Source organism: Pseudomonas fungipugnans, assembly GCF_029955235.1.
GTDB classification, from domain to species: Bacteria; Pseudomonadota; Gammaproteobacteria; order Pseudomonadales; family Pseudomonadaceae; genus Aquipseudomonas; species Aquipseudomonas fungipugnans.
On record NZ_JARBWL010000001.1, the window covers coordinates 2,449,613 to 2,464,345 of the forward strand.

The window sequence follows — 14,733 nt, forward strand, 5'->3', positions numbered from 1 at the left end:
AGAGACATCCCGTAATACCCAGCCTTTGCAATTACCGGCCAATCACGCCAACCTGCGCGCCGCCGATGTGCGGCGCGCAACCTTTTGCCTGCGTCGCCACTCACTATTCAACACACTCCAGAGCCCGCAGCCATGCTTGACGGACGCGACCCTCGCATCGACTTTTTTCGTGGTCTGGCGCTGATCTTCATTTTCTGGGATCACGTGCCCCAGAACCCGCTCGCCCAGTTCACCGTGCGTAATTTCGGCTTCAGCGATGCGGCGGAGATTTTCGTGTTTCTCGCCGGATACGCTGCTGTACTGGCCTACGGCAAGATCGCACGACGCGACGGCATGATGATCACCACGGTGAAAATCCTGCGCCGCGCCTGGGTGTTGTATGTGGTGCATATCTTCCTGTTGGCGTTGCTGATGGGCATCGTGTTTTTCGCCAACAGCCACGTCGAAACCCGCGACCTGGTGCATGAAATGGGCTTGCAGTATTTCCTCAGCAACCCGCAGCAGGCACTGGTGGACGAGTTGCTGTTGCGCTTCAAGCCGAACCTGATGGACCCGTTGCCGCTGTACATTCTGTTGTTGATGGGCCTGCCCCTGGTATTGCCGGCGCTGCTGCGCAAGGCGCAATGGGTGCTGGGATTGTCAGTGGCGGTTTACCTGCTGGCGCCGTGGTTGCAGTGGAACCTGGCGAGTACCGACGGCGGCATGTGGTTTTTCAACCCGCTGGCCTGGCAGTTGCTGTTTATCCTCGGCGGCGCGGCGGCGCTTCATCGGCCTCAGGTGCGAGACACGCGGAAGCTGAATCGCCAGCCGCTGTTCGTCGCGGCGGCGAGTTATCTGCTGATTACCGGGGTGATTGCACTGTCATGGAAATGGCCGCAGGTGCATGACGCCTTCATGCCCAAGGTGATCGGTGAATGGCTGTACCCGATCAGCAAGACCAACCTGTCGCCGGTGCGGCTGCTGCACTTCCTGGCATTGGCCTATGTCACTGCAAAACTGCTGCCGGAGATCGGCTGGACGCGCCACTGGCTGGCCCGGCAAAGCTGTCGCATGGGCCGTTATTCGCTGGAGGTGTTTTGCCTCGGGGTGTTGCTGGCGCCATTGGCAGACATGCTCAATGCGCTGGGCAATGATGCCTTGGCGATGCAGGTTTTCAGTGCGTTGCTGGGGGTAGGGTTGATGGCGTTGCTGGGGGCGTGGCTGGATTTCAACAAGCGGTTGAATCGGCCGGTGTCAGTGGTGCCCGCTTAGAAGATCAAAAGATCGCACGCTGCGATCTTTTGATCTTGAACATACAAAGCCCCGATCACCTCGACCGGGGCTTTTGCATGTCAGGCGTTACGGGTTCAAGAAGCCGACCGCGCCGCGCCGCGTGGCGCATTGTTCGGTTGCAGCTTGAACGCGTAGAACAGCACCGTCAGCAGCACCAGGAACGCCGGGCCCACATACAAAGCCACACGGGTGTCCGGGAAGTACGCCATCAGACCGACTACCAGCACCAGGAATATCAGTGCCAGGTAGGAGCTGACCGGGTACAGCCACATCTTGTATTGCAGGCCGGCACGTTCGCTGGCGCTCAGGCCTTTACGGAATTTGAGCTGGGCCAGCAGGATCATCACCCAGGTCCAGATCGCCCCGAAGGTGGCAATCGCGGTGACCCAGACAAAGACTTTTTCCGGGACCATGTAGTTGAGCAGCACGCCCAGCAACAGCACGAAGATCGACAGCAGCAGCGCCCGACGCGGCACGCCGTTACTGGAGGTCTTGGCAAAGCCGGCAGGCGCCTGGCCGTTCTGCGCCAGGCTGTAGAGCATACGCCCGGTGCTGAAGATGCCGCCGTTGCAGGACGATAGCGCCGCGGTAATCACCACGAAGTTGATGATGCCGGCGGCGGTCTTGATACCCAGACGCTCGAAGGTCATCACGAACGGACTGCCCTGGGTGCCGATCTCGTTCCACGGGTAGATCGACAGGATCACGAACAAGGCGCCGACGTAGAACAACAGGATCCGCCAGAACACCGAGCCGATCGCATTGGGGATGGTCTTCTGCGGGTTCTTCGCTTCACCGGCAGTCAGGCCGATCATCTCGACACCGAGGTAGGCGAACATCACCATTTGCAGGGACATCAGCACGCCTTGCACGCCGTTGGGCATGAAGCCGCCGTGGGCCCACAGATTGGAAATGCCCAACGCCACGCCGTCGTTGCCGAAACCGAAAGCGATCACGCCGATACCGCCGATCACCATGGCGATGATGGTGACGATCTTGATCAGGGCGAACCAGAATTCGAACTCGCCGAAGGCCTTCACCGCGATCAGGTTGATCGTGCCCATGCTCATCAAAGCGGCCAGCGCCCAGATCCAGCGCGGTACATCGGGGAACCAGACACCCATGTACACCGCTACCGCGGTGATTTCCGCGACACAGGTCACCAGCCACAGGAACCAGTAGTTCCAGCCGGTGAGAAAGCCTGCCAACGGGCCCAGATAATCTTGCGCATAACGGCTGAAGGAGCCGGCGACCGGGTTGTGCACGGCCATCTCGCCGAGGGCACGCATGATCACCAGAATCGCCAGACCGCCGATGATGTAGGACAGCATGATCGCCGGACCGGCCATTTCGATGGCCTTGGCGGAGCCGAGAAACAGACCGACGCCGATACAGGCGCCGAGCGCCATCAAGCGAATATGCCGTTCGCCGAGTTCGCGTTTGAGCGGGCCGCCCTGAGCGGTCTCGCCATGGGGCAGGGGATTGCCGACTGGCATAGGGGTACAACCTCGTCTTGTTATTGGATATGACCGCCGAGTGTCGAGCGCGGACCGATAAGCCATTGCTCGCCAAACCGGGCCTGCTTCATGGGCAGGACCGTCCTTGCAGGACAAACCGTCAGGATCAGCGGGGCGTGCAGTATAAAAAGCTCGCGACAGGGGTTTTCACTCTATAAATCACAACATTCAGCGGGAACTCTCGGCAAACGCGGGGTTTACGGAGGGGCATTACCTGGTTTTATCGCCCTCAAGCCCGACCGAAACGGCGCCGAGTATTGCACAGCAATGGTGCACCGTCATGCCCCTGCTTTGGCCGTATTTACCCGCTGAAAGGCTCTAACCCGGCCATATCAGGCACTACAGAGCCGTGGCGAGCGAGCTTGCTCGCGCTTGAGAGCGCAGCGCTCACAAAAAGGGGCCTGCTGCGCAGTCCAGCGCGAGCAAGCTCGCTCGCCACAACAGCCATACGGGTTTAGATCCTTCAATGGATTCGGAATCTTCAGACAATCGTTGCCGACATGGGTAGGAAGGTGGCGGGCTAGGATCAGTTGAGGAATTTAAAGAGCAGGCAATGGAATGCAAGAACGTCCCAACTCACATCGACTCCGCCAAGGACGCCATTCAGAAAAGGGTCGAGGCTATCTGATCACGGTGGTTGTGCATCAACGCCGACAGATATTCACTGACTGGCAACTGGGACGTTTACTTGTCACTGAATTCAGGAGAGCCCACGAGCAAAAATGGGTCAGTTCGATTGCCTGGGTCATCATGCCGGACCACTTTCATTGGCTGGTGCAACTTGAGCAGCGATCCTTGGCGCAGCTCATGCAGGCCATCAAGTCCCGAAGCACGCTGAACATCAACCGGGCTTCAGGTACTCAAGGCTCATTCTGGCAAACCGGCTATCACGACCGGGCGATTCGTGATGATGAAGATCTGCGACCGTTTGCTCGCTATATCGTGGCCAACCCCTTACGCGCAGGATTGGTAGAGAAAATCGGCGATTACCCACTGTGGGATGCCTGCTGGCTCTGAGCACCTCTCCCTGACTTACCATTGACTGTGGACCTTTTAGGGGTTCTGAATCAGCTATATCCGGCACCACACACGGGACTTTTTAGGGTTTCTGAATCAGCCATATCTGGCATCACACACCCTGTGGCGAGCGAGCTTGCTCGCGCTTGAGTGCGCAGCGCTCACAAAAAATGGGCCTGCTGCGCAGCCCAGCGCGAGCAAGCTCGCTCGCCACGGGACCTTTTAGGGGTTCTGAATCAGCTATATCTGGCACCACACACGGGACTTTTAGGGTTTCTAAATCAGCTATATCTGGCACCACACACCCTGTGGCGAGCAAGCTTGCTCGCGCTTGAGTGCGCAGCGCTCACAAAAAGGGGCCTGCTGCGCAGTCCAGCGCGAGCAAGCTCGCTCGCCACGGGACCTTTTAGGGGTTCTGAATCAGCTATATCCGGCACCACACACCCTGTGGCGAGCGAGCTTGCTCGCGCTTGAGTGCGCAGCGCTCACAAAAAGGGGCCTGCTGCGCAGTCCAGCGCGAGCAAGCTCGCTCGCCACGGGACTTTTAGGGTTTCTGAATCAGCCATATCTGGCATCACACACCCTGTGGCGAGCGAGCTTGCTCGCGCTTGAGTGCGCAGCGCTCACAAAAAGGGGCCTGCTGCGCAGTCCAGCGCGAGCAAGCTCGCTCGCCACGGGACTTTTAGGGGTTCTGAATCAGCTATATCCGGCACCACACACGGGACTTTTTAGGGTTTCGAATCAGCTATATCCGGCACCACACACCCTGTGGCGAGCGAGCTTGCTCGCGCTTGAGTGCGCAGCGTTCACAAAAAATGGGCCTGCTGCACAGTCCAGCGCGAGCAAGCTCACTCGCCACGGGGTTATCAGTCATTTTCATAAAACACAGCCAATACCCAAATTCAAAACCTGGAATCGACAATTTTTCCCCCACCGCCAACCACCGTCTAAGCTTCAGACAAGTCCGATCAATCTGCGTGAATGGATCAGTCGACTATGGGCGCTCTATGGCAAACCGATTCGAACAAACCTGTGGTTCCGACTGAGCCTGTGGATCAAGCGCCTTTACCCGCAAAAAAACGCCGTCACCGGCATGGCTGGAAGGCGTTCTTTGTGTTGCTGCTGATCATCCTGATTGCGCTGTGTATGGCGGCGATGCGGGAGATGCGCACCTCGAAGCTTCAAGCCCGGGAAGTCAGCAAGTACGCCGCGTCCTTGAGTTATGACCTGCAACCCGGCCCCAGCGATGCCATTCGCTACCCCGGCGACGGCCCTTTTGACCTGCGTCTGGGTTACAGCTCGATGGGTGAGTTTCTGCCACGCCTGCTCAAGCGCGACTACGTGATTGCCGCGCAAACCCGCTTCTCCCCTGCCCTGATGAGCTACAGCGACAAAGGCCTGTTCGTGCCCTATTCGGAGAAAATCCAGGCCGGGCTGTCGATCACCGATTGCCGTGCGGCGCCGCTGTATCACTTCAATTACCCACAGCAGCTCTATTCAAGTTTCGAGTCGATCCCACCGGTGGTGATCAACAGCCTGTTGTTTATCGAAAACCGCTTCCTGCTCGACCCGGCCCAGCCGCAGGCCAATCCTGCTGTGGACTGGCCGCGATTCGGCATGGCCGCGTGGTCGCAGATCGCCAAGCTGATCCACCTGCCGGGGCAATCGGCAGGTGGCAGTACCCTGGCGACACAGCTTGAAAAGTACCGCCACTCTCCCGACGGTCTGACCGTCTCGGGCGCGGAGAAAATCCGTCAGATGATTTCCGCCAGCGTGCGCGCCTATCAATTCGGGCCGCAAACCCTGCAGGCGCGGCAGAACGTGGTACGCGACTACCTCAACAGCGTGCCGTTATCCGCCGTACCGGGGCACGGTGAAGTGCACGGCATGGCCGAAGGCCTGCGGGTCTGGTACGGGGCCGACTTCGCCAAGGCCAATGCCAGCCTGACCAGCACCGCCACTGATCGGAAAACCATGGCCGCCAAAGGCCTGGCCCTGCGCGAAATGCTCTCGCTGATGATCGCCCAGCGTCGTCCTTCCCACTACCTGACCAAAGGCCACGAAGAGCTGGCCGACCTCACCGACAGCCACATTCGCCTGTTGGCCCAGAACGACGTGATCGATGCAAAGCTGGCCAGCGCCGCCTTGGCCAGCAAGGTGACCTACCGTGACTGGCTGACCCAGCCGACCATTCAGCCCATCGAAACCAACAAAGGCATCAGTGTCGCCCGCAGCCGACTGGCTTCGATGCTCAATCGCCCACTGTACGACCTCGACCGCCTTGACCTGTCGGCCACCAGTACCCTGCAAGGTGATTTGCAGACCCAGGCCACCGAGTACCTGAAAAACCTCGCCGACCCGGTGTTCGCCGGCAAGATCGGCCTGCTCGGCGAACGCTTGCTCACCCCCACCAGCACCACGGCCGTGCGCTACAGCTTCACCCTGTTCGAGCTGACTCCGGACGGCTCGCGGGTACGGGTGCAGACCGACAGCACCGACCAGCCGTTCGACATCAATGAAGGCAGCAAACTGGAGCTGGGCTCCACTGCCAAGATGCGTGTGCTGACCACCTATTTGCAGATCATCTCCGAACTGCACGACAAGTACGCCGACAAGAGCAACGCCGAGCTGAAGAAAGTCGAGATCAACGATCAGGATCGCCTGAGTCGCTGGGCCGTCGATTACCTGATGGCCAACAGCGACCGCAACTTGCCGAAAATGCTCGGTGAGGCGCTGGACCGCAAATACTCGGCCAGTCCCGGCGAGGCGTTTTTCACCGGTGGCGGCCTGCACGTATTCCACAACTTTCGTAACGAAGACAACGGCCGCATGCCCAGCCTGCGCGATGCCCTGCGTGAGTCGATCAACCTGCCGTTCATTCGGCTGATGCGCGATCTGGTGCGCTACAGCACCTACTCCGGCCCCAACAACAGCGCCGAGTTGCTCAAGGACGACAGCGATCCACGGCGCCAGGAATACCTGGCGCAATTCGCCGACCGTGAAGGCACCGCGTTCCTGCTCCGGTTCTGGAAGAAATATCAGAACAAGGACACCCAGGCACGGCTCGACACGTTCCTCGACGGCATGCACCCGACCGCCATGCGCCTGGCCGCCGTACATCGTTATCTGCAGCCGCAAGCCAGTCAGGAGAGTTTCAATACCTTCGTGCGTTCGCACCTGAAAAACGTCAAGGATCCGGAAAAACTCACGGATGACCGCCTCGACAGGCTCTATCAAAGCTACGGCCCCGGCGCCTACGATCTGCCGGATCAGGGCTTTATCGCCAAGGTCCACCCCTTGGATCTGTGGTTGATGGGTTACCTGCTGAACAACCCGGACGCCAAGTTCAGCCAGATCGTCAAAGCCAGCGAGTTCGAGCGTCAAGAGGTGTATAGCTGGCTGTTCAAAAGCAAACACAAGAGCGCCCGCGACAGCCGTATCCGCACCATGCTGGAGATTGAAGCGTTCCTGGATATTCACCAGCGCTGGCAGAAAGTCGGCTATCCGTTCGACCATCTGGTGCCGTCGCTGGCCACGGCGATTGGCAGCTCCGGCGATCGCCCCGCCGCGCTGGCCGAACTGATCGGCACCATTCTCAATGACGGCATTCGCATGCCGACACTGCGTATCGACAGCCTGCACTTTGCCGCCAATACGCCTTATGAAACCCAGGTCATCAACGACCCGAACGTTGGCAAACGGGTGATGCCGTCCGAAGTTGCCACGGCCATGCGCGAGGCGTTGTCACAAGTGGTGGATGCCGGGACGGCGAAACGGGTGGCGGGCAGCTTCAAATTGCCGGACGGCACGCCGCTGTCGATGGGTGGCAAGACCGGCACCGGGGATAACCGCATCGAAGCGATTGGCGCGGGCGGGCGGATTCTCAGCTCCAAATCGATCAACCGCACGGCGACCTTCGTGTTCTACATCGGCGATCACCACTTCGGCACCCTGACCGCCTTTGTGCCAGGCCGCTCCGCCGAGGCGTTCAAATTTACCTCGGCGTTGCCGGTGCAGGTCCTCAAAGGGATGGCGCCGATCCTCACGCCGTACCTGCAGCCGGGGACCGGGACGCTGTGTCAGGCGCCCACGGTGGCAGGTAAATAAATCCCCCGTCACACCAGCAGCATCGCCGCCAGCGGATCGCCGTTCGTCGCCGTGCCTTGCACTCTCGTTAAGATATATCTTAAGTTGTATCTAAACACGACGAGAGAACGCAAAAATGAGAGACCATCATTCCCACCACCGCGAACACGGTGACGGCCGCGACGGCTTCGAGAAACGCCCAGGCCGCGAACGCGGCGGACGCGGCCCACGGGTGTTTGCCCCTGGCGACCTGAAATTGCTGTTGCTGGCGCTGATCGCCGAACAGCCCTGCCACGGCTACGACCTGATCCGTCAGATCGAAGCCATGTTCGACGGCGCGTACAGTCCCAGCCCCGGTGTGATCTACCCGACCCTGACCTTTCTGGAAGAAAGCGAAATGATCGAGGGCGACGCCGAAGCCGGCAAAAAACGCTACAGCGTGACCGACGCCGGGCGTCACTCCCTGAGCGATCAGGCCATCGCCCTCGAAGGCGTGCGCATGCGCATCGACGTCAGCAAACGTTCGCTGCGTGGCCATGACCGTCCCGCCGAAATTCACGAAGCGGTGCACAACCTGCGTCATGCCCTGCAACTGCATCACGGTCGCTGGAGCCCTGAAGAAATCATCCGTGTGGCGGCCTTGCTCAACAACACCGCCAAAGCCATTGTCGACGGCCCCGCCGTTCAAGCCGTACAGGAGAAAGCCGAATGAGTGCAGTTGATAACCCGACCATTCACCGTGTCATGCATGAAATCAAACGCCGTCGCCTGCAAGTGCTGCGGGTGGTGGACCTGACGCCACGCATGCGCCGTATTACCCTCGGCGGCCCGGAGCTGGCCGGATTTGTCAGCCTGGGCACCGACGACCACGTCAAGTTGCTGTTCCCGCAGAACGCGGCAGAAACGGCAGCACTGGAGCACCTGGTTCTCGGCGCCGGCAAGACCGATCAACCGATGCCAGCCATGCGCGACTACACCCCGCGCCGCTACGACCTCAAGACCCTGGAACTGGACATCGACTTCGTGCTGCACGGCGACGGCCCTGCCGCGACCTGGGCCGAACAGGCCAAACCGGGGCAGTTCCTGCACATCGGCGGCCCACGGGGCTCGATGATCGTGCCGGACATCTTCGACAGCTACTTGCTGATCGGTGACGAAACCGCCCTGCCCGCCATCGCCCGGCGTCTTGAAGGCCTGGCGGCCAACCGGCGAGCGCTGGTGATTGTCGAAGTGGAAAACGGTGCCGAGCAGCAACGCCTCGAAAGCGCCGCGCAGGTCGATGTGATCTGGGTGTTGCGCGAGGGCGGCAAGCATCACCTGCTGACCACCGTGCAGCAAATCACCGTACCGAGCGGCAACCTGTATGCGTGGGTCGCGACCGAAAGCAAAGTGTCGCGGCAGATTCGCCGGGTGCTGCTTGATGAGCACGGGTTGGATGATCAGTTCGTGAAGGCGGCCGGGTATTGGCGGCTGGATGGCAGCGACGACGAGTAATCAAGCCTGAGCAAAATCCCCATGTGGGAGCGAGCTTGCTCGCGATGACGGTGTCACATTCAACATCAATGTTGACTGATCCACTGCCATCGCGAGCAAGCTCGCTCCCACATTTGATTTTCGACACTCGCAGACTATCGCCGCCGATCCAGCCCGACCAACACCACCGCGATCCCCAAAAACCCGGCCAATATCCCCCCGGCATTGATAAACACCTGTGGATAACCCAGCGTCCCGACATCAACGAACGGATACACATAAGCGCTCAACAGATGCCCGCGCAGCAGCACATACCCGAAGTACACCAGCGGATAAATTGTCCAGAGCAGAATGTGCCACAGGCGCAATGTGCCCCTGGGCACGTACAGCCACCAGTACGCCAGAAACAGCAGCGGCATGATGTCGTGCAGCAACTCGTCGGCGATGAACTGCCAGCCTTCGGGGTGCCACAAATGGCGCAACAGCAGGCTGTAGGCCAGGCATACCACGACGATGCTCACGGCAATGCCGCTGCTCACCCAAGGTTGCAGGAACCAGCGCCGGGCCGCCGACGGTCGCGAGGTCAGCTCGCAGGTCAGCACGACTGCCACCAGGGTGTTGCTCAGTACGGTGAAATAGCTGAAAAAACTCACCAGCCCGCCCAACAGGCTGGCGCCCATGCTCCAGCGCGCAGCGAGAATCAGGTACAGCTGAATGCCCAGGGCCGCCCAGCCCAACACCGCCGCCGTGGCCACGAAGCGGCGTCTGATGTGCGGGCGATTGAGCATCGTCAGACCGGACGCTTGGTGCGCATCAACTTCACGTATAAACGCTCGACCTTCTCCCGCGCCCACGGCGTTTTGCGCAGGAAGGTCAGGCTCGACTTGATGCTCGGGTCGCTCTTGAAGCAGCGGATATCGATACGCTCGGCCAGCCCCGACCATTCGTAGTGCTCAACCAGCGCGTTGAGGATCTGTTCCAGCGTCACGCCGTGCAGCGGGTTGTTGTTCTGTTCGGTCATGCCGGGCCTTTGAGCGATGAAAGATTGGGAAGCCGCGCACCTTAGCCGAGGGCTTCGTTGGGGGGAAGCTGTCTGTTAAATGTAGGTGAACATTGAAAGATCATCCGAAGGCAGCGTTGCGCTCGGACAATCGCTTGATCCTGACTGTTACCAAATTCGAAATGATCCATGTCAATAAAACCTCTTTCTCTATGTGTAACGGGACATTATCCTTGCACCCTTAAAGCTGAAACGCTTCCGCTGCCGTTGCAGACCCTTCTGCGTTCAGTTCACCCTTAGAAAAAGATCAAGAATTTCATCTCTATGCCCGATTTCCAGACTTTGCGAGACAGCGCTGTCCGCCCCCCTGTTGCCAACCGAAAAGCCCTGAACCTGGTCGGCGGCCTCAGTGCCTTGAGCCTCGCCACCTGCGCGCAGGCTGCCCCGGCCTTTGATAGCGACTCGCCGTGGATGCTCGGCGACTGGAACGGCACGCGTACCGAACTTGCGCAAAAGGGCTACGACTTCAAGGTCGATTACACCGGCGAAATGGGCAGCAACCTGCACGGCGGCTATGACCACGACCACACCGCCCGTTACAGCGATCAGTTCGGCCTGGGCACGCATCTGGACCTGCAAAAAATTCTCGGCTGGGACGACGCTGAATTTCAGCTGACCGTCACCGAACGCAATGGCAACAACATCAGCAACGACCGGATCAACGACCCACGGGTTGGCGGTTTCACCTCGGCCCAGGAAGTCTGGGGTCGTGGGCAGACCTGGCGTCTGACGCAGATGTGGTATCAGCAGAAATTTTTCGACCGGAAACTCGACATCAAGGTCGGTCGTTTTGGTGAAGGCGAAGACTTCAACAGCTTCCCCTGCGACTTCCAGAACCTGGCGTTCTGCGGCTCCCAGGTCGGTAACTGGGTCGGTGGCATCTGGTACAACTGGCCGGTCAGCCAATGGGCGATGCGGGTCAAATATCACCTGACGCCCGAGCTGTACGCACAGGTCGGTGCTTACGAACAGAACCCGTCGAACCTGGATCGCGGCAACGGCTTCAAGCTCAGCGGTAGCGGCACCCAGGGCGCGATCCTGCCGGTGGAGCTGGTGTGGACGCCCACGTTCCATGGCCTGCCGGGCGAATACCGTGCTGGTTACTACTACAGCAACGCCAAGGCCACCGACGCCTACAAAGACAGCAACGGCCAGCCGGCGGCGCTGAGCGGCGAAGCGTATCGCAGCGCCTCGAGCAAGCACGGCGTGTGGCTGGGCGTGCAACAGCAGGTCACCCGCCGCGCCAGCGACAACTCTCGCGGCCTGAGCGTTTTCGCCAACGCCACGATGCATGACAAGAAGACCAACGCCGTCGACAACTACGTCCAGGCTGGCGTCGTCTACAAAGGCCTGTTCGATGCCCGCGCCCGCGATGACATCGGCTTTGCCCTGGCCCGTGTCCACGTCAACCCGGCTTACCGCAAGAACGCCGAGGCGATCAACCAGGCCCGCGCCGTCTACGACTACGACGATCCGTCGTACCTGCCGCCGCAAGACACCGAATACAGCGCCGAACTCTATTACGGCGTGCACGTCACGAACTGGCTGACCGTGCGCCCGAACCTGCAATACATCCGCCACCCCGGTGGCGTGGACAAGGTCGATGACGCGCTGATTGGCGGGATCAAGATCACCTCGTCTTTCTGATCAACGATACAAAACCTGTGGGAGCGAGCCTGCTCGCTCCCACAAGGGCATCGCGCCAACCAAACAAGTTTTAACTGAACCAAGCCCACGCCAGATCGTCATCTACAGTGATAAAGGCGCGGGACTACTTAAACGTCACGGAGAAACCACACTATGAGCACTGATGGTGCTTTGAGTCGAAGCCGTCTGGCACCGAGCTTGCTCGGCATTCTGCTTTTGCTAATGGGCCTGGCCTTGCTGGCCGGGGGGATCAAGCTGAGCATGCTCGGCGGTTCGCTGTATTACCTGCTGGCCGGTATTGGCCTGGCGATCACCGGCGTGCTGCTGATTGCCGCACGGCGTGCCGCGCTGGGGCTGTACGCACTGGTGCTGTTTGCCAGTACCGTGTGGGCGCTGTGGGAAATCGGCCTCGATTGGTGGCAACTGGTGCCGCGTCTGTCGCTGTGGTTCGCGCTCGGCGTAGTCCTGTTGTTGCCGTGGTTTCGCCGCCCGTTGCTGCGTAACGGCGCCGCACCGCTGGGCACCGCCGCACTGAGCGTGGCCGTGGTACTGGCCGGTGCTACCGCCATTGCCAGCCAATTCACCCACCCGGGTGAAATCAAGGGCGAGCTGGGCCGCGACACGGCTGACATGACCAGCACCGCGCCAGCCATGCCTGATGGCGAATGGCAGTCTTATGGCCGCACCGAATTCGGTGACCGCTATTCGCCGCTCAAGCAAATCACGCCGGACAACGTCGGCAAGCTGAAAGAGGCCTGGCGCATCCAGACCGGCGACCTGCCGACTGCCGATGACCCGGTCGAGCTGACAAACGAAAACACCCCGCTGAAGGTCAACGGCATGATCTATGCCTGCACCGCTCACAGCAAAGTGCTTGCGCTGGACCCGGACACCGGCAAGGAGCTCTGGCGTTTCGATCCGCAGATCAAGAGCCCTGTCGGCTTCAAGGGCTTTGCCCACATGACCTGCCGGGGTGTTTCGTACTACGACGAGAACGCCTACGCGAAGTCGGGTGACGCATCGAACGTGGCCATCACCGAAGCCGGCAAAGCCGTTGCCCAGGCCTGCCCACGTCGCCTGTACCTGCCGACCGCCGATGCGCGCCTGATCGCACTCAATGCCGACACCGGCAAGGTCTGCGAAGGCTTCGGCAACAAAGGCACGGTTGACCTGACCCAGGGTATCGGTCCGTTCACCCCGGGCGGCTACTACGCCACCTCGCCGGCCGCGATTACCCGTGATCTGGTGATCATGGGCGGTCACGTCACCGACAACGAATCGACCAACGAACCTTCGGGCGTGATCCGCGCTTTCGATATACATGACGGTCATCTGGTCTGGAACTGGGACAGCGGCAATCCGGAGGCGACCGAGCCTTTGGCACCGGGCAAGACCTACACCCGCAACTCGCCGAACATGTGGTCACTGGCCAGCGTCGACGAAAAACTGGGCATGGTGTACCTGCCACTGGGCAATCAGATGCCTGACCAGTGGGGCGGTAACCGTATGCCGGGCGCCGAGAAATTCAGCGCCGGCGTGGTGGCGCTGGACCTCGCCACCGGCAAGGTGCGCTGGAACTACCAGTTCACTCACCATGACCTGTGGGACATGGACGTTCCTAGCCAGCCGACCCTGCTGGACATGAAGACCGCCGACGGCGTGAAGCCGGCGCTGATCGCGCCGACCAAACAAGGCAGCCTGTATGTCCTGGACCGTCGCGACGGCACGGCGATTGTGCCGATTCGTGAAATTGCGGTGCCACAAGGCGCAGTTGCAGGCGACCATACTGCTCCGACCCAGGCCCGTTCGGACCTGAACCTGCTGGCCCCGGAACTGACCGAAAAAGCCATGTGGGGCGCGAGCCCGTTCGATCAGATGCTGTGCCGTATCCAGTTCAAGGAACTGCGTTACGAAGGCCAGTACACCCCGCCATCGTTGCAGGGCAGCCTGATCTATCCGGGTAACGTCGGTGTGTTCAACTGGGGCAGTGTGTCGGTCGACCCGGTTCGCCAGATCCTGTTCACCAACCCGAACTACATGGCGTTCGTCTCGAAGATGATCCCGCGTGCCGAAGTGGCCGCCGACAGCAAGCGTGAAAGTGAAACGGCTGGCATCCAGCCCAACACTGGCGCGCCGTTCGCAGTCACCATGCACCCGTTCATGTCGCCATTCGGTGTACCGTGCCAGGCGCCAGCCTGGGGCTATGTCGCCGGTATCGACCTGACCACCAGCAAAGTGGTGTGGAAGCACAAGAACGGCACCAGTCGCGACAGCTCGCCACTGCCTATCGGCCTGACCCTGGGCGTGCCAAGCATGGGCGGCTCGATGGTCACTGCTGGCGGCGTCGGCTTCCTCAGCGGCACCCTGGACCAGTACCTGCGCGCCTATGACGTCAACAGCGGCAAGGAGCTGTGGAAGTCGCGCCTGCCAGCAGGCGGCCAGGCCACCCCAATGACCTACACCGGCAAGGACGGCAAACAGTACGTGCTGCTCGTCGTTGGCGGCCACGGCTCACTGGGCACCAAAATGGGCGACTATGTGATCGCGTACAAACTGCCGGAATAAGCGTTAGCGGCAAGTAAAGAAAAAGGCGACTCCTGTGAGGGGGTCGCCTTTTTTTGTGGTTGCCGAATCACTGCCACACCGCCGACCCACAGGGAA

10 protein-coding genes are annotated in these 14,733 nt (G+C 60.4%); 7 read left to right on the forward strand and 3 right to left on the reverse strand.

Annotated elements, in window-relative coordinates:
- Positions 1-132 precede the first annotated feature (132 nt).
- Complete coding sequence (locus POF45_RS10030; RefSeq protein WP_282315603.1) at positions 133-1,251, forward strand: OpgC family protein; 1,119 nt, start codon at positions 133-135, stop codon at positions 1,249-1,251.
- Positions 1,252-1,346: 95 nt separating this feature from the next.
- Here POF45_RS10030 and POF45_RS10035 read toward each other — a convergent pair whose 3' ends face one another.
- The gene (locus POF45_RS10035) at positions 1,347-2,768 is read right to left on the reverse strand and encodes an amino acid permease (RefSeq protein ID WP_259496295.1); all 1,422 of its coding nucleotides are present in this window, start codon (positions 2,766-2,768) and stop codon (positions 1,347-1,349) included.
- Between the two features lie 579 nt (positions 2,769-3,347).
- On the opposite strand from POF45_RS10035, the gene POF45_RS10040 reads away from it, so the two are divergent.
- The 4 genes from POF45_RS10040 (at position 3,348) to POF45_RS10055 (ending at position 9,386) form a co-directional block, all read left to right on the forward strand.
- On the forward strand, positions 3,348-3,806 hold the full coding sequence (locus tag POF45_RS10040; protein WP_259496297.1) for an REP-associated tyrosine transposase: 459 nt from the start codon (positions 3,348-3,350) through the stop codon (positions 3,804-3,806).
- A gap of 996 nt (positions 3,807-4,802) precedes the next feature.
- The gene (locus POF45_RS10045; protein ID WP_282315604.1) at positions 4,803-7,913 is read left to right on the forward strand and encodes a transglycosylase domain-containing protein; all 3,111 of its coding nucleotides are present in this window, start codon (positions 4,803-4,805) and stop codon (positions 7,911-7,913) included.
- A gap of 115 nt (positions 7,914-8,028) precedes the next feature.
- Positions 8,029-8,604, forward strand: a complete 576-nt coding sequence (locus POF45_RS10050) for a PadR family transcriptional regulator (RefSeq protein ID WP_259496300.1) — start codon at positions 8,029-8,031, stop codon at positions 8,602-8,604.
- Complete coding sequence (locus POF45_RS10055; protein ID WP_282315605.1) at positions 8,601-9,386, forward strand: siderophore-interacting protein; 786 nt, start codon at positions 8,601-8,603, stop codon at positions 9,384-9,386. The genes POF45_RS10050 and POF45_RS10055 overlap by 4 nt, the downstream gene beginning before the upstream one ends.
- Positions 9,387-9,520: 134 nt before the next feature.
- Here the strand turns inward: POF45_RS10055 and POF45_RS10060 are convergent, their stop codons facing one another.
- The gene (locus POF45_RS10060; protein WP_282315606.1) at positions 9,521-10,153 is read right to left on the reverse strand and encodes a Pr6Pr family membrane protein; all 633 of its coding nucleotides are present in this window, start codon (positions 10,151-10,153) and stop codon (positions 9,521-9,523) included.
- Positions 10,154-10,155: 2 nt separating this feature from the next.
- Entirely contained in the window at positions 10,156-10,386 is a 231-nt protein-coding gene (locus tag POF45_RS10065) for a VF530 family protein (RefSeq protein WP_007944895.1), read from the reverse strand.
- 303 nt (positions 10,387-10,689) lie between these two features.
- Between POF45_RS10065 and POF45_RS10070 the strand changes: the two genes are divergently transcribed.
- On the forward strand, positions 10,690-12,072 hold the full coding sequence (locus tag POF45_RS10070) for a carbohydrate porin (RefSeq protein ID WP_282315607.1): 1,383 nt from the start codon (positions 10,690-10,692) through the stop codon (positions 12,070-12,072).
- A 153-nt stretch (positions 12,073-12,225) separates the two neighbouring features.
- Positions 12,226-14,637: a glucose/quinate/shikimate family membrane-bound PQQ-dependent dehydrogenase gene (locus POF45_RS10075; protein ID WP_259496307.1), complete on the forward strand. Its 2,412-nt coding sequence runs from the start codon at positions 12,226-12,228 to the stop codon at positions 14,635-14,637.
- Positions 14,638-14,733: the final 96 nt, after the last annotated feature.